The following is an 18,044-nucleotide window of genomic DNA, read 5'->3' on the forward strand; positions in this document are numbered from 1 at the left end:
ATTCTAATATTTTAAAAATTTATCGTAGAGGAAAGAATGAGCCTGTTGAAAAGCATAAGAGAAAAAATCATATTCGTCACACTCGCAACGGCTGCACTTTATGTGATCCTGTTTCTGTTTTTCGATAGAAATATCGATCTTTGGATGTATCACAATATGCCGGGTACAGCAGCAGAATCGATCGGGAAGCAGATATCGGTACTGGCTTCATCGCTCTATGTCAATATTGCTCTCCTGTGTGCTTTTGGATATATTGTTATATTTGATCCGGGTATAAGGAAAAAAAGTACTAAAAAACTTTTTTATATCATTATTACCGTCACTGTTGCCGTTATGATAGGTGAGGGATTCAAGTATCTGCTTGGGCGTTACAGGCCCATAATGTTCTTTGAACATGGTGAATACGGGCTGCACTTTTTTACTACAAAATGGGTGCTGAACTCTACACCGTCCGATCATACTATAAGGGCATTCTCTTTTTTTACCGCTTTGGGATTTTTGTACAAACGCACTATGCTTCTTTTTATGTTTCTTGCATTGATGGTCGGTGCAAGCCGGGTGGTTGTTACCGCACATTATCCCAGTGATGTGCTGTTTGGCGCCTTTGTCGGCATCATGACCGCTGTATGGATGCATGGCTATTTTTTTGACGAGATAAAGGGTGATTGAGGTTGCTGTCAGGTCAATATTGATATCATAGTATAAGGGCCATAAATGAGAAAAGGGGTAATTCCTTATGAAAAAGATTCTCTACGGAGCTTATCTGGAAAAAGGTGGTATAGAATGTTAAAATTGATCATCCCGAGCTATAAAAAGTTTTTACCCCTGCTGAACAGCTTTGTCAATGTGAGCAGTGAAGTCTTTGATGTCCGGCAGATTCAGGATAAGATCGAGTTGTGTGCCGAAGAAGCATTTGTCTATATACTCCGGAATTCCTACAGGGATGAAGAGGGGGATATAGAGATATCCATAGAGATCAGTGAAAGATATTTTATCCTCTCGTTTATAGATAAAGGTTTGCCTATTGAGATATCTTTCCCGCAAAAAACAGCAGATGGCCTTCAATCTATAGACACCCAAACCTTAGAGCTGCTTCTGATTAAAAAGTTCAGTCATAAGGCTGAGTGGCTTAATCATGGAAAAGAGGGCAGGGAGTTCAAACTCTATTTTGAACTGCCCCAGCAGGCAATATATACTCTGCCCGAAACAGAAGATGATGAGAATTTTGAAGCCTCCATCGATGACATTGTGATCAAACAGTTTGAAGAGAGATGGGCAATGGAGATCTCCCAAATCATCTATGAAGCATATGGATACAGTTACCCCAATGAGGATCTCTATTTCCCGGAGAGGATCATCTCACTCAATGAAAGCGGGCAGTTGGTCTCGGTCGTTGCGTACGATACAAAAAGAGACAGGATCGCCGGGCATTATGCATTGGAAAGAGAAGATCTCGGTAGTGTGGCGGAGATCGGTCAGGCAGTTGTAGTGCCAAAGTACAGAGGGCTTGGCTTAATGAAAAAGATACGTGTCAAAACCCAGGAGGTTGGCAAAGAACTGGGGCTTGAAGGTATTATGTCCAAGCCTGTGACAGTGCATCTTTTTTCCCAAAAAACAAATGAAGCACTCGGTGCCGTGCCTGTAGGAATGGGTTTTGGTGTTTCTCCCGTAAAGAAATTCAAAAAGATTGAAGCAGATTCTTCCCAAAGAGGCAGCTGCATGTACTACTACCTGCCGCTGAAGAACAGAAAAAGGGTTTTGTCTGTTCCAGCTAAACATAGAGAGGTGATAGAGGCGATCTATAGAGATCTGAAACTGGACTATTCATTTCAAGAGGAAGAATGTGATCTTAGAGAAAATGGTATAGTTAAAAGTTCATACGCTCCAAATTTTGAAGTAGGTTCAATTTTTGTCACAGAGACAGGTGAAGATAATATAAGTTATATCAAGGAAGCATTCTTCAACCTTCTGTTCAGGATGAAAGCGGAAGTGATATTGCTTTATATCGTCATGGAGGATCAGAATGTTGAAACACTGGTCTCACAGGCGGAAGATGAAAAGTTTTTCTTCTCCGGCATACTGCCCTCTTTCGTAGAGGGTAAAGATGTGCTGGTGTATGAGTTTTTACCTCAGGATATTGATGAGTCAAAAGTCGAGATCTATGCTGACAGGGCCAAAGTACGGGTAGAGTACATTTCAAATGAAAAAAGGAAAGCAGTATGATAGAGATACGAAAAGATGAGAGCTTTTTTGTCATTTTGAGTCACAGGCTTGATGCCATGAATGCGGATGAGGCAAAAGAAATTGTAGACAAAAAGCTGGTAGATATCGATCGTGATATTGTGATCGATGTCAGTGATTTGGACTATATCAGTTCATCAGGCCTGCAAGTCGTTCTGAAATGTGCAAAACTGGCACAGGAGAACGATAAAGAGTGTTTTTTAAAAGGAGCGCACGGAACGGTAAAAGAGATTTTTCAAGTCTCGGGCTTTTTGACTTTTTTAAAAGAGATAGAATGAATTTCACATCGATCGATGCAGTTGATCGTTATTTGGAGGAGTTCTGTGCGAAACATAGACTAAGTGATGATCTGTGCTATAAAATCAGGCTGGTTACCGAAGAGTTGGTAACAAATATGTTCAAATATACAGAGGCAAAGGAATTTTCATTGACTATCAGGCATTCAAAACAGATAGAGATAGATCTGGAGTATCTGTCTGATAGTTTTGACCTTACTGTAAAGAAACCGGATCAAAAAGATATTGCAGAGTTAAAAGAGGGAGGGCTGGGACTGTTTTTGGTTGAGTCAATGACTGAAACGTTTAGTTACCGGCATCAAAATGGCAAAAGTATTTACAAACTCACGATTTAAACTGGACAGGATACAGAAAAAAGTTATTTTCTATATTTTAGTCATTACCATACCACTGTTGCTCTTATCGTTGTATTTTATTCAAGACGTGGGTGGCAGTAAATTAACAAGGTCTGCGAAGCAGAAGGCCTCCCAGATAAATACTGAAATCATGTCAGAAATAAAACAGTATTTGGAAGATGCTTCTGCGTTTACCAAGGAAGCTTCCTATATGCTAAAGTTGCATCCCCATGAGTATACAGCTGTTTTACCTTTTTTAAAAAAACATGTCAAAAACAATCCGAATGTATTTGGAAGCGCACTGGCGATTGATCCCTCCTCTTCATTAAACAGGCTCTATTGTAAATACTATTATGAAAACAATGCAACAGTCACAGAAAAGTGGCTGTTGCCTCCGGCATATGACTATCTTCATCAGAACTGGTATACAAAAGTCAGAGAGTCAAAAAAAGGTGAGTGGAGCAAACCCTATTTTGACGAAGGAGGTGGAGAAGTTTTTATGAGTACTTTCTCCTATCCCATGTTAGACAAGTATGATCATTTTTCAGGGGTCATAACGGCAGATATAAAGATAGATGTATTGTCTCTAAAAATTCAAAAAATGACATTTTCCAAAGAACATTTTGTATTTGTATTGGATAAAAACGGATTTTTACTCTCTCACCCCGATGATAAATATGCAATGAAGCAAACTGCAATCACCTATGCCAAAAATGTACATTCAGAGACACTTTTAAATGCAATTCCACATATACTTGAAACAGACAGAGGTATCTATACGGTCAATATCGGGGATGAAGAATTTACACTTTACTATGCAACAATGCCTTACAGTGATTTTAAAATTATGACTTTCCTGAACAATGCTGTTTTGTATCGGTCACTTTTTGAACTTAAACAAAAACTTGTCGTTATAGTTATTATTGATATTCTGCTCATACTGCTGATGATCTTCATCATATTGAAACAATTTAAAAAAGATATCGTAAAGAAAACCAAGCTCAGGAATGATCTCGAACTGGCCAAAAAAATACAAATGAGTTTTTTGCCGGTACATAAGGATGTTGAAACAGACAGGTTTGAGATACATTTGTATTTAAAAGCGGCAAAAAAGGTCGGAGGAGATCTTTATGGCTATAAAGAGTTGGATAAGAGTATCATTTTCTATGTTGGAGATGTCTCCGGAAAAGGCATCCCCGCAGCTTTGTTCATGATGGCGACACAGATACTTTTGAAAAATGCAATCGACACAACAGATGACCCCGCAGAGATCATAACCCTGACAAACAGTAAGCTTTTGGAGATGAGCAGCAATGGCATGTTTGTTACACTTTTGGTCATAAAATATGATTTTAAGACACATACATTGACGTACTGTAATGCAGGACACCCTGGCTTCATTGTAAAAACTGATCGGTTGTTTTCTCCCATCAGTACTATCCATCCACCTGTTAATACTTTTAGTAATACAGTATATGATAACAATGTCTTGACAATGAAAGATCCGTTTCAGCTTATCTGTTTTACCGATGGTGTAACGGAAGCGGAGAACAGTAAACATGAGATGTTCGGTATAGAAAGGGTGGCAAAAAGCCTGGAGAGGGAATTCAGTTTGAAATATTTATTGGAAAATATTAACAGATTTATCAAAAGCAATGTTGCTAATGATGATATTACTATGTTGATATGCCGTATATCTTAACCATTTTGTCGATATCTCCAACGAAAATTACATCAATAGGGTAACATATTATAAAGAGAGAATTTGCAAAATCTAAATCTTAATAAATAATTTTAAAATAAATATTATAATTAAATATAGTTAATTTTCAAGGAGAGAAAATGAAAAAGTTAATTGTTTTACTGATGCTGGTTATCGGTTTGGTATTTTTGACAGGATGCGGAAATAACAGTTCCGATAACAATGAGGGCTATACCATAGAAGTAAACGGTCCCGGAGGCAATTTTGCGGGAGCAACACAGTTTACCCCTGAAATGCTGGCAGGGCAGATCATCTATACATTCGATGAAAAAAACTCAATATGGAGAGGTGTCACTTTTACTCCCCAGGGAAAGCTCAGGTATGAAAGTATGTTTGGCATAGAAGACGATGTAGATTACAGCGTTCTCGATGGCAAATTAGTTGTTGCAGACAATGATATGAATCCAATCATAGAGCTGGATGTAGCCGAGCCTACTAAGTGGGAAGTTACAGGGATGGATGATGATGGTAGAGTATGGCAGGATACATGGTATCTCGAACTGAAATTCACATCGGAGATGCTTGTGGGGAAACGCTATCTCAGTACATACTCCTACCTTGGCGAATCGATCGAAGAAGAGGTTTTTTTCACACAAACAACTCTCAAAGTGTATGCAACTGATGGGACGCTCAAACATAGCTATCCTTATCGGCTTGAAAACAATACAATTGTAGTTGCTGGTGACGACGGAGAATATACACTCAATTTGATGTTCGTCGATGAAGAAAACAGATTTGGTATTTGGTATGTATCTGAGGTGGAAAACTATGCCAACTACAGTATGTGGACCCCGATGGGTGATGAGTGATTTATATTGCCGGTATCGACAGCAGTATTGCAAAAAGAGTAATTGATATCGGTTTGGGAGAAGGAACAATGAGAAGTACTTTATCAGCTATATTTTTTACAATTGTACTTGGCTTTATTATATCCGGATGTCAATCATCACATAAAGTTCTACCGTCAACAAAGCAAAATGTACTATTTCAATACTCCACTCTTGATGCCTTGCTCCAAGGTGCCTATGATGGTAATATGAGTTGTGGTGAGTTGAAAGATAATGGTGATTTTGGTTTAGGTACATTCAATGCCCTGGATGGTGAAATGATAGTGATGGATGGGCAAATATATCAGGTAGCATCAGATGGTGTTGCACGAGTGATGGATGACAGTATAAAAATACCATTTGCCACCGTAGCATACTTTGAAGCAGATCAAACGGTAGCGCTAAAGCAATCTATGGATTGCTCAGAATTAAAAACATACATAGATGATGTGCTGCCTGCTAAAAATATCACTTATGGTATCAAAATAAAAGGGTTATTCAGTTACATTAAGACAAGAAGTGTTCCACGACAAACTAAACCATACCCTTTATTGGTTGATGTGATTAAAACGCAGCCAACTTTTGAATTTTTTCAGCAAAGAGGTACCATTGTTGGATTTAGGCTACCTGAATATATAGGAGAAGTAAATGTTGCCGGATATCATTTTCATTTTCTGACACAAGACAAAAAAGCAGGCGGTCATGTATTGGAGTGCCAAGTGAAAGATGTAATCATAGAGATAGATTATATGAGTAATTGGCAGATACTGTTACCTACTACATGATAGAAATATTTAGGGAGAGAAAGAGTTCTGTGTTCTTTTTGCAATTCTGTTGTATTTTTTGATGTTGATATTATCCTTTATGTAGTTACGCTAAAATATATTATCAAGAAATGGAAGTTTCCATCGCCCCCAAGCTGAAACTTGGGGGCGATGGAAAGGTTTGCGACAATAGCAATGAGGAAAATTTATGAAAAAAAATAGACTTGAGGCTTTTTCAGACGGAGTGCTGGCCATCGTGATCACAATTCTTATTTTGGATCTCAAAACACCCAGGGAGCCGACGCTTGATGCCCTGCTGAGTCTCTGGCCTGTCTATGTAGCCTATGTCATATCCTTTATTACCGTTTTTATGTCTTGGCTCAATCATCATCACATCTTCAATAATTTCAGTACCGTCAATTACAAGATATTGTGGGTAAACGGATTTTTCCTCTTTGCAGTTTCACAGATCCCTTTTGCGACTGCATTTGTCGGCGAGACACGCTGGGGATCCGAACTGCCTATTATGCTATACGGTATTACGATGATGGTGGTAGTCCTCGCGTCGATCTGGCTCAGACTGTCAGTTTCGATACCCAAGCATAGATCGGACCCTTATATCCATATACATATCAAAATGAGCCTGCTGGTCGCAGCAGCATACCTCATCGCCGCTTTGCTTGCCTGGATTCACCCTAAAATATCACTGCTCATATTCGTACTCATTACATTGCTTCGATTATTCTCCAGCCCTGCATATCGGAAATTATACTAGTACACCATAAACCCTAAACCTTCAGATAAAACCTCTTCATCTTTATCCGTGCATCCTTAGTTTTGAATTGCCAATCAACTTTGGTCTGTTGATTGTTTCTGTCTTCATTCCAGGTTTTTACTTCTTTTTTCATTGTTTCAATATCGGCAATCCTTCCAGCCAGACATTGCCGCTTCAATACACTGAGTTCAATCTCTGCAATATTCAACCAGCTTCCGTGTTTGGGGGTGTGGTGTATTTCAAGACGCTCTGCCAGACTTCTGGCTACCTGAGGAGAAAAAGCAGTATAGAGCGAAGCGATATTGTGTGTGTTTAGATTGTCCATCACCAAAACAACTTTTTGTGCTTTGAGATAACGCACTTCAAGCATCTCTTTGATAAAGTGTGCCCAATCGACTCGGGTACGGCTCTGTGTAATTTTGACAGCACGCTTCCCTCCAAGTGCTTCGACTTCAAGAAAGATACTGGCAACACCGTTTCGTATATACTCGTCATCCACAAGTTTTGGGTGTCCCGGTGCAGCAGGAATAGGATCTTGTGCCTCACCGATTAATTGGATACTTGATTCATCCATACAGACAACGGGGAACTCTGGATCGTAAGGTCGTGCATAGACTTCAAGAACATCTTCCATCGCTGAAACAAAGCTTGCATTCTGCTTGGGTGGTATCACCAACGGCATGGCAGCAGCCTATGAAGTATCACATCCTAAATTGGTTAAGTTCCTCACAGACAACCTGATGGATGTGCTGACGTTCCTGGCATTTCCTAAAGAACATCATAGGAAAATCCATTCCACGAATGTACTGGAACGGTTTAACAAGGAGGTAAAGAGAAGAACAAAGGTAGTCGGTGCTTTCCTGAGTGACAACTCGGTACTACGCCTGTTGGTGCCCCTGGCAGTGGACACCAATGCCAAATGGTTGGATAGAAAGTATGTTTCTTGGGATAATTTGGTACAATCTGAAGAGGCTAAGGAAAAATTTACAGAAAATTTTTGACGCTACCCAAATAAGTATTTTTTTTGTTTTACTAAGATAGTATATGAGTAGTTAGCATTGCTATGACATACACACAAGTGAGGATCATATCTAAATGAAGGATTTGAAATGAAAAAAATTACAGCTATTCTGCTGATTGGATTATCAGCATTGTTTTTTACAGCTTGCAGCAACGATAATGACACTCTTCCTGTCCAGGTCAATATGATAGGGACTTGGCACTACCATATTTCCACCCAGAACAGTCCGTGCGATGGATTGGTAGCGCAGGGATTCCAAACCACAGACTCTCTGAACGGCGATATGCAGACAATGGGGGATACCCATATCGTAGGTACCAATCTGATGACAGACACTTGCGAGATCGAGCCTATCGACAAGATTTCCACACTGGGTAACGGCTTCCCAAGCATAATGACAAAAGATGAATATCTGGCATATCTGGAGCACTTTCACGGCGCTGACAGCTATATACAGTCTATCACAATTGATCTCTACAGTAATGCTGAGATTATTATGGTCTTTGAGCTGGCAGATGGTACCTTAATGACGACTCAGCTAACTCGGGTTTGATTGTTTAAATCGGTGTAGGAAACTTGCAAAAAGGATGAGATGCTGCTCTTATATGAAATAATTGACCAGGCCGTCAAACAAACCCCCGATAAGAAAGCGGTTATATGCGGAGAAAAGAGTTACACCTATGCGCAGCTTTCCGAAAAAATGGATCTTTGGGCAAAAACCTTGATCTCTCTTGGTATCACGAGAGGAGACAGGGTAGCGCTGTTTATGAAAAACAGTGTCGAACTGGTTGGGCTCTATTTCGCCTGTTTTCGTATCGGCGCGATTGCTGTCCCCCTGAACACACGCTACCAGACACCTGAAGCAGTTTATGGCATCGAGCAGAGTGGAAGCAGAATCCTTATCACCAGTTCTGAACTCTTTCCTGTTGTTGAAAACCTGGACAGCACCGTTGCATCACTTGAACATATCTATATCATGGATGGGGACTCAAATCACGCTTCACTCTCCTGGAACAAAATGCTTACCGATACTGCCAACAACAGAGTAATCTTTCCGGATCTAAGTATTACGGACCCGGCCCTCATTATCTATACTTCAGGAAGCACAGGTGAGCCAAAAGGCGTCGTTCATACACACGAAACACTTTATCATCTTATCGAATATAGAAGTGCATACCATGATACTATCCCCAGCGATAGTGTACTCATTGCTACCCAGATCTGCCATATGGCAGGATTTACAATGGCACTATTCTTTCTGAAGAACAGTGCGACTGTTGTTATGGTAGAGGAGTTTGAACCAGGAGCGTACATCAAGTTGTTAAATCAATACAAACCTATACTTACGGGACTTTTGCCTACACAATTCCTGGAAGTGCTGGAGTGCCCGGGTGCCGAACAGGCAGACTTCTCCCCCGTCAAATACGCATTGAGCGCAGGAGACAAAGTTTCACACCATCTCTATGAACTTTTCCGCATTCTGGCAGGTCACGATATTATGGAAGCGTATGGATTGACAGAAGCTGAGGGGTGCTTTATGCAACCAAAAGAGGGAAAGATAAAGCCGGGTACCATTGGAAAACCGATATGGGGAACGCAGGCGAGATTAATTGACAAAGACGGGCGCGATGTTCCTCGGGGCAAAACGGGTGAGATCTTCCTTAAAGGAAAATTAATCACTATAGGCTACTGGAACAAGCCGGAAGAGAACAAAAAGGCTTTTGAAAACGGTTGGTTCCATACGGGTGATCTGGCCTACGAGGATGAGGAGGGATATTATCATTTTGTCGGCAGGATCAAGGAGCTGATCATCAGGGGCGGCTCCAACATTATGCCCGGTGAAGTAGAAGATGTGTTGGAAGATCATCCCAAAGTTGAATCTTGCGGGATTGTAGGATTTCCCGATAAGCACTATGGCAGTATCGTGGGGGCGTTTGTCGTACCCAGGCAGGGAGTGCCTGCCCCGACGGCTGATGAGCTGAGGGATTTCGTGTCCCAGAGGCTATCGCACTACAAGGTTCCGCAGAAGTGGATATTTGTGGATAGCCTTCCAAAAAATCCCGTTGGGAAAATAGATCGAAAAAAGCTTCATAGTATGGCGGAACAATATATTGCTTCAGGGTTTTAGAGGTAGAAATTTTAAGTAAAAATATTACACCGACAGACACTAAATATTCTGGAATGCCGGATCAAGTTGCATAGCATTCCCCAATGTAACTTCAACTATTTTTACCGCTTCCGAAAAATCTCCTTCCCATTCCTATACACCGGATAGGTGTACCCTCCTTTGATAAAGTCCACTTTGGGAGCCGTCAGCTCTTTATAGAGTTCCGGCCTTCGGTCACGCAGGTAGTTGTATTTTGGTGCCGGATGAGTCATCCCGTAGAAACCCGGGATACAGTCAGCTATGAGCATCGTATCCTGTTCGTGGTTTGCCGCGACGATGATATCTCCGTGTGGGCCGGTAATGATACTGTTGCCGCGGTAGTGCCACTGGTCTTTGCCTCGTCGTTCATAGCCGGCGCGGTTGGAGTAGGCGAAGAAAATGTTGTTGGCATAGGCATAAGCAGGGATGAGCGTCTTGGAGATGTCAGGGTAGGGGACATTGCTGCGTTTGCCGTCTGGCAGGGTATAGTAGTTGTCTGCCGCTGTCGGACCTACGATAAGCTTCGCTCCTTTGAGGGCAAGGATCCTTGAAAGTTCGGGGAATTCACACTCATAGCAGTTGAGCACGCCGACAGGAAAGCCAAAAAAGTGATAAACCTGGTAGTCGCCGTTGCCAAAGGACCAGTTGTCACGTTCTTGCTGGCCGTAGAGGTGGGTCTTGCGGTAGCTGTTGAGCAGTTTTCCGTGCTCGTCAATGACAGCGATACTGTCGTAATAAGCCAGAGTCCCATCGGAATGTTTGGCCTTTTCGGCATAGGGTAGGAGAATAGCAATATTGTTTCTACGCGCCAGTTCTCGCGCCTTGGTGACAGCGGGGCCATCCTTGAACTGTGCGACCTTCTTGACCATCGCAGGACTGAGGGTATAGCCGGGTATATAAAGCTCCGGGAAAGAGAGTAATTGGATGTGTTTCTCCTTTGCCAGTCGAATGGCGTGCTCCATTCGCTTGAGATTCTTTGCCGTCGCCCCCTCGCCGCTGACAGCCTGTGCCTGATAGATGCCCAGTCGGATTCCTTTGCCCAATTTCGGCGCTTTTTCATAGACCGAAGTCTTGAACTGGAGCAACCGATAGCTCTGCATTACAGTCTTGTCGTACTGCGGTGTGCCATCGCATGTTGGGTTTGCTTTGTCTCCGGCTGTTGCAGGGGTAGCGATGACTAATAGCACAATCATCAAAGTTTTCAATACTCTTTTCATCTCTTTCCTCCTGATGTGATAAGTGTGAATAGTTCTATTATAGCGAGGATTGTTTTATGGAAAGTTATACCAAATCCGTAAATAGAGATTCAACACTCCGCATTCGCCCTATATTAGTCTGCGTATATTTTAATAAAGCAGGGAGTATACTATTAAGAAGGGAGCTTGAATAATTTGCTATGAAAATGCAAGAGATCGATAGAGATTTACAGGTTCCAAGAAAAACACAAATGAAAGGAGACGAAATGTCACAGAAGATACACCCATTCATTAAAGAGATCGCCAAAGCAACAAAAGAGGGAGTAGTTACCCGCCGTGACTTTTTTCAGTACGCGGCAGCGTTTGGTATGTCGATTTTTACTGCAGGAAGTCTCATTGGCCTGTCGGCTTCGGAAATCAGTGCCGATACACATATCGACTGGAAAGATCTTGCTTTGGAAAGTCCTTTTGAGGTTAAAAATATTCTGATCCAAAAAGCTGAAACGGACTGTTCGAAATCCGGTTGCAGTATAGTGAATGCCGGCAGGGGAAATCCCAATTTCCTCAATACGCTGGTGCGTAAATCACTGGCACTTTTAACGCTCTTTGCTGCAGATATGGCTGAGAAGAATTCTAAAATTATAGATGTAGGATATCGGCAAAGCAAAGAAGGAATGTACAATGCGTTAAAGAAATTTCTGGCAAAACACAAATATGATACGGAAGCCGATTTTTTGGGCAGAAGTATAGAATATGCAAAAAATGAGACAGAAATGGATGCCGATGAATTGGTTTATGAACTCATGGATGGCGTGCAGGGAGATTTTTATCCGGATCCCCCCCGTATCTTTCCCGCCACTGAAAAAATCGTCCGAAAATATCTTGACAGGGTTGTTTTCTCCAATAAGCCCCCTCAGGGCGATTTCCATCTTTTTGTAACAGAGGGGGCAACGGCGGCCATGATCTATATTTTCAACTCTCTGAGAGAAAATATGGTATTGCTTCCCGGAGACAAGGTGGCTATTGTGACGCCTATTTTCTCTCCATACCTGGAACTGCCAGTACTGAAAGATTATGGTCTGGAATCGGTCTATATCCGTGGTGATGAAAAAATGGGTTGGCAGATTCCCGATAGTGAAGTGTCCAAGCTGAAGGACCGGAAAGTCAAGGCACTCTATATGGTCAACCCGACCAATCCAACCTCGGTTTCACTGAATGCGGATACGGTCAAGCGTATGGCCGATACAATACGGATGCACAATAAGGATATGATCATTATCTCCGATACCGTGTATGCCAGTTTTGTCGATGAATTCAATACTTTTGGTAAAGAACTGCCTGAAAATATTCTGGGTGTTTACTCCTATTCAAAATATTTCGGGGTTACCGGCTGGCGGCTTGGTGTTGTGATGGTTCACAAAAACAATGTGGTTGACCGGCTCATCAAGAAGCTTCCAAGATCCAAGCAGGCCCGCTTGGACTTCCGATATCGTCTGGTCTCTACCAAGCCGAATGAGATCCCATTCTATGAACGTCTGGAAATAGACAGCCGGCAGGTGGCTCTAGCGCATACGGGAGGACTTTCCGGTCCGCAGCAGGTAGCGATGTCCCTTTTTTCGCTTTATGAGCTCATCGACGAAAATTACAGCTACAAAAAATCTATTATGGGTATTCTCAAAAAACGATGGTCTGCACTGTTTGAAGCCTTGGATATGCCAGAGCCGGAAGGAAACAACCTGACACGCTACTATGCCCTGATTGATTTGAAAAAAATGGCGGAAAAGAAACACGGCAGCGCGTTCGCGGAGCATCTGGTCAAAACGCATCCTCTTGAATTTTTATTCAGACTGGCGGAAGACCACCATACGGTCTGTCTACCCGGTGGAGGATTTGCCGGACCGAGGTGGTCACTCAGGGTGGCATTGGCCAACATTGACGAAGAAGATTGTCGGCAGATTGGGCATGCGATTGTCTCCGTGATGGACGGATACAAAAAATCCATGCCGGTCTAACGTCAGGATTCATTGTGTAATCCTGAATTGTAATAATGACAAAAAGGAGAAAAGGTTATGAAATTGTTTAATGTGAGATTATCGTGGATATTAGTGGTTTGGATGGTTGTTCTGACCTATGGGGTCAATGCTTCAGAGAAAGGATCACACTTAAACGTTGAATCAGAGAAAAGCAAATATGAAGTGACAGATGCCCATTTGCATTATGTGGACTTTTTGCAGAAAAGTGACGGAATAAAAGATCTTCTTAAGATGATGGACCGTACCGGAGTCAAGCATGCGATGCTCAATGGATTGGCGGTTGTGAAAAAATGGAATGCTGTTGATCCCGTTCAGCCAAAATATTATCTTGCCGATGATTCACGAAGCTATTGGTACAGTGCTACGGATGTTATTGTTGCAAGAGCGCTTGAAACCCTTTCTGCATCAGAGCGCAGAAGATTCCATCCGTTTATCTGCGGGTTTAATCCTACGGATAGGAATGCTGTTGACCACCTGAAGCGGATGTTTGCCCTGTATCCGGATACCTGGGAAGGGATCGGCGAGATCCTGACTCGGCATGATGATTTGACAGCATTGACATACGGTGAGCAGGCCAGGGCAAATCATATCGCATTGGATGCTGTATATGATTTCGCCGCCGAGCATGACCTGCCTGTAACCATTCACAGTGATATCAGTTCGGTATGGGTACACAAGCCGCTCTATCTGGAAGAGATGGAAGAGGCTGTCAAAAACCATCCAAAAACCCGCATAGTCTGGGCACATGCCGGAGCCAGCCGGCGCATTGTGGTGCCCAATCTGGCATCCATTATGGGACGAATGCTCAAAACATATCCCAATCTCTGGATAGACCTCTCCTGGGTTGTCTATCCAAACTATGTCGCTCCACATGGAAAACCCAGCAAAGAGTGGGTAGCCTTGGTCGAAGAGTTTCCTGACAGATTTATGATCGGTACAGATAATATCGGTCATTATGACAATTATGAACAGACCATAAAACGCTATTATGTTTTTCTGGATGCATTGTCTCCAAAAACCGCTCGTCTTGTGGCTGAGAAAAACTTTTTGAGCATTCTGCCTTTGAGAGTACGCAAGAAGATAGATGCTTCTATTGCGAAGTAAATATTTTCTTTAGCCTTTGGGGGGTTCATATTGGGCTGTCCAAGTGCTATCATCAGGAGAAGCCTGGCTTTGTACGGGCTCAGGTCTCCAGCCAGAAGTGTGCCCGCTTTAAGAAGGGAGGCACCGCCCCCTTCATCACCGTACAGCGGATAGACACCTCCGTGCCGAACCCTGCTGGCGATCACCAGAGGTACATTTTTATTTAGAGCATATTTGCAGGCTTTGAATACAGACTGATTTACATTGCCTGCACCGACGCCAGCCACTACCAATCCTTTGGCACCATGATCGACAGCATATCGGATCAATGATCCGTCATCTCCCGCGTAAGAGTAGATCAACGGAATATCCGGCAATGTTTTTGGTGCGGACAGCTTTTTTTTGGCAGGTGCCGCATTGTAACCAATGATCCGATTGCCGACAATATAGCCGAGATACCCATGTCCTCCGGAATCAAATGTCTGCACATTGGTCGTATTGTCTTTACAGACATACCTGGCACTGTTGATGTATTGGTTCATGGTGACGGTCACTCCCCATTTTTCAGCTTTGGATGAAGCTGCCTGAAATACTGCATTGTAAAGATTGGCAGGGCCGTCAGGGCTCAGGTCGGAGTTGCTGCGCATCGAACCGACGAAAACAACCGGTTTTTGGGAATGGAGCGTTGTTTCGAGAAAATAAGCTCCCTCGGCCATCGTATCGGTACCGTGGGTTACCACAACGCCTGCTACTTCCGGGCGTCGTAACACAGCATCAACTTTCAGACTCAAGTTTCTCCATATTTTGGGTGTCATCTGTGAGCTGTCAATATTGCAGAACTCCACTGTTTCAATTTTGGCTATTTTACCAAGACCCGGTACAGCTTCCAGCAAGTCTTTTCCTGATACAGCCGGAACGACACCACCCGACACAGGGTCATATTTCATAGCAATGGTTCCTCCGGTAGTGACCACTACGACTACGGGCAGGATATCTTTTGTGTCCGGTTTTAAATTTTTTTGTGCATGCAGTTGTGTCCACAAAGCGAGCAATGGCAAAATCAATTTTAGCAGTGAATGGAATTGTCTCATCGTTACCTCCTTTTATGCGGCTGTCTTACACGATGGATTATTTAAAACCGATAGATTTTTCCCACTCTTTCAAATTCATTTTCTTTAGTTGCCCAAAGCCCTCTTTGGGGATCGCATCTTTCGCCAGTACGACATAAGGGGCAACGGTCAATGCTGTGCCTACCTCACCGGGCTTCATGATGACATAGGCATAGCTGATATACGATCGTTCGTACAAAACACTTTGGTCTTTACCGCAGGCAGCAACACTCCAGAGAACAGATTTTCGGTGTTTTTGGAGAAATGCATCCAAGTCCTTATCATTGGCATTTTTTGTCCAGACTCCGGCATCTTCGATAAACAGAGAGGCATCTTTGGTGCGGTCTTTTGCAATATTGATAACAATGTAAGACCAGACACCATATGATTCATTTTTGGCAGCGTCGGGTTCCCCTTTTTTTGGCCGGTACGATGTGACGCTTTTGTTGGCGCAAATGGTATGGGCACCGGGAACCAGAGGAAAACGGCGTTTTCTCTCGGTACCAAAGAGCGCTTTACCCGCCTCAATCAAAGGGGCACCGTCATAAACCTTCAGGTCGGAGCCATCATACTGTTTGACGGTAAAAAGAGGTTTTTCTTTTTTCTCTTTTATCGTTTCGGAAACAGCAAGGTCATACCCCCATATCTGTCCTGCCAGGCCGGAAAAAGATGAAGCTGTCAGCATATTGATCTGACCGACATAGGCATCATTTGCTTCCGCCCGATCATAGGCGACAATGTTGTCGAGAAGCATATCATCCGTTTTTTTAACGGTACCGGCTGAGACTTTCAGCACGGATACATAACCAAGACCCTCCGCACCTGGATTTCCATATCCGTCACAATACTGTTTGAATGGGCTTATGGCATCTTTGTTGATACTCTCCTGTGCCTGGATAGAACTGAAAAGAGTTCCTGTCAGTACACAAACGGTTAAAATAGTAGAAAACTTCATCTTTGATCCTTTTTTTGTTTTTTGAAATGATTCCAAACTGCCAAGAAAAACAGCAGTATAAGTACAAACATAGCAATATATGCAAGCAAATTGCCGATGTGAGTATAGAGGGTGTCCGTTCTCTTAACAGGCAGAGAAGCGATCAATATACTCTCATCGTCTCCAAATGCAGTCATAGCTGCACGGATCTGACCGAGATTGTCAAATCCCATTGAAGTAGCCTCATTTGCCGATCTGAACAGGGAAAACCCTCCCCCTACAGCGTGAATTCGTGCCATCAGAGTATGCCGTATCAGCATACCGCGCCAGTCAAGACCGGGGAGCAGAACCAGGTCGACTCCGAGCCTTGCCTGTGTTAACGATATTTGCGGGAAATCGTAATCATAACAGATAGCTCCCGCCATTTTACCATATTTTGTCCTGATAGCTTTCAGTGGGGCACGACCGGGAACACTTCCTTCCCCCGGGACGGGGTGGTGCTTGAGATATGTTTCGGCGATGGTACCGTCATCTCTCAGCCAGGTGAATTTGTTCTTCATCTTATACAGTTCGCTCTGTTCTTCTTTCGGGAGCAATAGAGCATAGGCTGCAACGATTGCAATATGATGCTTTTTCGCCAGCCTGGAAAGTGTCCCCAGCAATGCCTTTTCCCCCTTGGTTGAAACGATTGTCGATACTTCTCCCCAGACGGCTATGTCGGCTCCCTTCGCGGCGGCTTTGCGTGTGAGTTCTATCAGTCTTTGTGTATTCTGCAGAACATCGGGATCTTCGGGGTTTGGCAGTGCCTTGCTTACTGTCTGACCATTCGTGATGCCGGCAACAAGTATATGCTTGCCTTGGGGAACGGTACTGAGGCGTAAGTCACCCCATATATTCAGTCCAATAAAAATGATGACAAAGAGCACAACGGATATTTTTATATTTGCGAAATTTCTCCGGAGAATGAAGAAAGCTCCCAAAACGGCAGCCCAGGACATCAGTGCCGATATGCCCAGAAATCCAAAAAGTGACGCTGTTTGGATAAGGGGGAGATTATATACCTGTGTATTAGCAAGAGATCCCCATACGCCGAACGGTGTATAAAATGCTTGCAGATATTCCAAGCTTACTATAATGGCCGGAAAGGCAATGATGCTGGCAGTGTCATCAGTCCATTTCCGGATATAATCCCATATCAAAAAGGCAAGATAGTATCGTAGGCCTGTCACTACCCCAAACATAATGGATACCGGCAAAGAGATCATTATGGGGTCTGATACTGACTTCGTGAATGTCAATACAGCTCCTACAACAAGGGTAAGCAGGAGCCATAGACGGCTTTTAAACTCATGATAGAGCGTGACATAGAGCAAGAATGGTATAAGCATAAACCAGCCGAATACTCCTGCGCCGCCACGCATATCAGAGCTAATCATCAAAAAAGAACCGATAATCAGCAATGAACTCCCGTGAAAGAACCGGTTATTTTTCAAAGATGTATAATCTGATTGTATATGGCTGT

18 protein-coding genes are annotated in these 18,044 nt (G+C 43.0%); 13 read left to right on the plus strand and 5 right to left on the minus strand.

The window, feature by feature from the left end; genetic code table 11:
• Window positions 1-45 precede the first annotated feature (45 nt).
• From SUN_RS12975 to SUN_RS04515, 8 genes are all read left to right on the plus strand, one after another.
• On the plus strand, window positions 46-669 hold the full coding sequence (locus tag SUN_RS12975; RefSeq protein ID WP_158298177.1) for a phosphatase PAP2 family protein: 624 nt from the start codon (window positions 46-48) through the stop codon (window positions 667-669).
• A 114-nt stretch (window positions 670-783) separates the two neighbouring features.
• Window positions 784-2,223, plus strand: coding sequence for an ATP-binding protein (locus tag SUN_RS04485; protein ID WP_011980556.1), 1,440 nt, complete (start codon window positions 784-786; stop codon window positions 2,221-2,223).
• Window positions 2,220-2,519: an STAS domain-containing protein gene (locus SUN_RS04490; RefSeq protein ID WP_011980557.1), complete on the plus strand. Its 300-nt coding sequence runs from the start codon at window positions 2,220-2,222 to the stop codon at window positions 2,517-2,519. The genes SUN_RS04485 and SUN_RS04490 overlap by 4 nt, the downstream gene beginning before the upstream one ends.
• Window positions 2,516-2,872 carry an ATP-binding protein gene (locus SUN_RS04495; RefSeq protein ID WP_011980558.1) on the plus strand — a complete coding sequence of 119 codons (357 nt, stop codon included), beginning with the start codon at window positions 2,516-2,518 and terminating at the stop codon, window positions 2,870-2,872. The genes SUN_RS04490 and SUN_RS04495 overlap by 4 nt, the downstream gene beginning before the upstream one ends.
• 151 nt (window positions 2,873-3,023) lie before the next feature.
• Window positions 3,024-4,574 (plus strand): SpoIIE family protein phosphatase, encoded by a 1,551-nt coding sequence (locus SUN_RS04500; RefSeq protein WP_041672680.1) that lies wholly within the window; start codon window positions 3,024-3,026, stop codon window positions 4,572-4,574.
• Between the two features lie 140 nt (window positions 4,575-4,714).
• Window positions 4,715-5,443 (plus strand): hypothetical protein, encoded by a 729-nt coding sequence (locus SUN_RS04505; protein WP_011980560.1) that lies wholly within the window; start codon window positions 4,715-4,717, stop codon window positions 5,441-5,443.
• On the plus strand, window positions 5,440-6,246 hold the full coding sequence (gene budA, locus SUN_RS04510) for an acetolactate decarboxylase (RefSeq protein ID WP_011980561.1): 807 nt from the start codon (window positions 5,440-5,442) through the stop codon (window positions 6,244-6,246). Before SUN_RS04505 ends, budA begins: the two co-directional genes overlap by 4 nt.
• A gap of 187 nt (window positions 6,247-6,433) precedes the next feature.
• Window positions 6,434-7,000: a TMEM175 family protein gene (locus SUN_RS04515; protein WP_011980562.1), complete on the plus strand. Its 567-nt coding sequence runs from the start codon at window positions 6,434-6,436 to the stop codon at window positions 6,998-7,000.
• A gap of 13 nt (window positions 7,001-7,013) precedes the next feature.
• Here SUN_RS04515 and SUN_RS04520 read toward each other — a convergent pair whose 3' ends face one another.
• Entirely contained in the window at window positions 7,014-7,682 is a 669-nt protein-coding gene (locus tag SUN_RS04520) for an IS630 family transposase (RefSeq protein WP_011980563.1), read from the minus strand.
• On the opposite strand from SUN_RS04520, the gene SUN_RS04525 reads away from it, so the two are divergent.
• The 3 genes from SUN_RS04525 (at window position 7,681) to SUN_RS04535 (ending at window position 10,149) form a co-directional block, all read left to right on the plus strand.
• On the plus strand, window positions 7,681-8,001 hold the full coding sequence (locus tag SUN_RS04525) for a transposase (protein WP_011980564.1): 321 nt from the start codon (window positions 7,681-7,683) through the stop codon (window positions 7,999-8,001). The two genes, SUN_RS04520 and SUN_RS04525, sit on opposite strands and share 2 nt — an antisense overlap.
• 108 nt (window positions 8,002-8,109) lie before the next feature.
• Window positions 8,110-8,574: a hypothetical protein gene (locus SUN_RS04530; protein ID WP_011980565.1), complete on the plus strand. Its 465-nt coding sequence runs from the start codon at window positions 8,110-8,112 to the stop codon at window positions 8,572-8,574.
• A 39-nt stretch (window positions 8,575-8,613) separates the two neighbouring features.
• Window positions 8,614-10,149 (plus strand): class I adenylate-forming enzyme family protein, encoded by a 1,536-nt coding sequence (locus SUN_RS04535; protein ID WP_011980566.1) that lies wholly within the window; start codon window positions 8,614-8,616, stop codon window positions 10,147-10,149.
• 101 nt (window positions 10,150-10,250) lie between these two features.
• Here SUN_RS04535 and SUN_RS04540 read toward each other — a convergent pair whose 3' ends face one another.
• A complete protein-coding gene (locus SUN_RS04540; RefSeq protein WP_011980567.1) occupies window positions 10,251-11,384 on the minus strand; it encodes a carbon-nitrogen hydrolase family protein in 1,134 nt (377 codons plus the stop codon).
• A 245-nt stretch (window positions 11,385-11,629) separates the two neighbouring features.
• Here SUN_RS04540 and SUN_RS04545 point away from each other — a divergent pair, with 245 nt between their 5' ends.
• Together SUN_RS04545 and SUN_RS13330 are read left to right on the plus strand one after the other, a co-directional pair.
• Window positions 11,630-13,375, plus strand: coding sequence for a bifunctional aspartate transaminase/aspartate 4-decarboxylase (locus SUN_RS04545; protein ID WP_011980568.1), 1,746 nt, complete (start codon window positions 11,630-11,632; stop codon window positions 13,373-13,375).
• A 57-nt stretch (window positions 13,376-13,432) separates the two neighbouring features.
• Complete coding sequence (locus SUN_RS13330; protein WP_198407646.1) at window positions 13,433-14,500, plus strand: amidohydrolase family protein; 1,068 nt, start codon at window positions 13,433-13,435, stop codon at window positions 14,498-14,500.
• Here the strand turns inward: SUN_RS13330 and SUN_RS04555 are convergent.
• From SUN_RS04555 to SUN_RS04565, 3 genes are read right to left on the minus strand one after another with little or no spacing between them, the layout of a single operon-like run.
• On the minus strand, window positions 14,383-15,570 hold the full coding sequence (locus tag SUN_RS04555; RefSeq protein WP_011980570.1) for an asparaginase: 1,188 nt from the start codon (window positions 15,568-15,570) through the stop codon (window positions 14,383-14,385). The genes SUN_RS13330 and SUN_RS04555 overlap by 118 nt on opposite strands.
• Window positions 15,571-15,607: 37 nt before the next feature.
• Complete coding sequence (gene hdcA, locus SUN_RS04560) at window positions 15,608-16,543, minus strand: histidine decarboxylase, pyruvoyl type (RefSeq protein ID WP_011980571.1); 936 nt, start codon at window positions 16,541-16,543, stop codon at window positions 15,608-15,610.
• The gene (locus SUN_RS04565) at window positions 16,540-17,982 is read right to left on the minus strand and encodes a nitrilase-related carbon-nitrogen hydrolase (protein WP_011980572.1); all 1,443 of its coding nucleotides are present in this window, start codon (window positions 17,980-17,982) and stop codon (window positions 16,540-16,542) included. Before SUN_RS04565 ends, hdcA begins: the two co-directional genes overlap by 4 nt.
• Window positions 17,983-18,044 lie beyond the last annotated feature (62 nt).

The organism is Sulfurovum sp. NBC37-1, from assembly GCF_000010345.1.
Taxonomy (GTDB): Bacteria; Campylobacterota; Campylobacteria; order Campylobacterales; family Sulfurovaceae; genus Sulfurovum.

What these genes read in the sequence shown, in the direction of transcription:
- SUN_RS04485 (WP_011980556.1), top strand. Translation starts at nt 784, where the DNA reads ATGTTAAAATTGATCATCCCGAGCTATAAAAAGTTTTTACCCCTGCTG.
- SUN_RS04490 (WP_011980557.1), top strand. Translation starts at nt 2,220, where the DNA reads ATGATAGAGATACGAAAAGATGAGAGCTTTTTTGTCATTTTGAGTCAC.
- SUN_RS04495 (WP_011980558.1), top strand. Translation starts at nt 2,516, where the DNA reads ATGAATTTCACATCGATCGATGCAGTTGATCGTTATTTGGAGGAGTTC.
- SUN_RS04500 (WP_041672680.1), top strand. Translation starts at nt 3,024, where the DNA reads ATGTCAGAAATAAAACAGTATTTGGAAGATGCTTCTGCGTTTACCAAG.
- SUN_RS04505 (WP_011980560.1), top strand. Translation starts at nt 4,715, where the DNA reads ATGAAAAAGTTAATTGTTTTACTGATGCTGGTTATCGGTTTGGTATTT.
- SUN_RS04515 (WP_011980562.1), top strand. Translation starts at nt 6,434, where the DNA reads ATGAAAAAAAATAGACTTGAGGCTTTTTCAGACGGAGTGCTGGCCATC.
- SUN_RS04525 (WP_011980564.1), top strand. Translation starts at nt 7,681, where the DNA reads ATGGCAGCAGCCTATGAAGTATCACATCCTAAATTGGTTAAGTTCCTC.
- SUN_RS04520 (WP_011980563.1), bottom strand. Translation starts at nt 7,682, where the DNA reads ATGCCGTTGGTGATACCACCCAAGCAGAATGCAAGCTTTGTTTCAGCG.
- SUN_RS04530 (WP_011980565.1), top strand. Translation starts at nt 8,110, where the DNA reads ATGAAAAAAATTACAGCTATTCTGCTGATTGGATTATCAGCATTGTTT.
- SUN_RS04535 (WP_011980566.1), top strand. Translation starts at nt 8,614, where the DNA reads ATGCTGCTCTTATATGAAATAATTGACCAGGCCGTCAAACAAACCCCC.
- SUN_RS04540 (WP_011980567.1), bottom strand. Translation starts at nt 11,384, where the DNA reads ATGAAAAGAGTATTGAAAACTTTGATGATTGTGCTATTAGTCATCGCT.
- SUN_RS04545 (WP_011980568.1), top strand. Translation starts at nt 11,630, where the DNA reads ATGTCACAGAAGATACACCCATTCATTAAAGAGATCGCCAAAGCAACA.
- SUN_RS13330 (WP_198407646.1), top strand. Translation starts at nt 13,433, where the DNA reads ATGAAATTGTTTAATGTGAGATTATCGTGGATATTAGTGGTTTGGATG.
- SUN_RS04555 (WP_011980570.1), bottom strand. Translation starts at nt 15,570, where the DNA reads ATGAGACAATTCCATTCACTGCTAAAATTGATTTTGCCATTGCTCGCT.
- hdcA (WP_011980571.1), bottom strand. Translation starts at nt 16,543, where the DNA reads ATGAAGTTTTCTACTATTTTAACCGTTTGTGTACTGACAGGAACTCTT.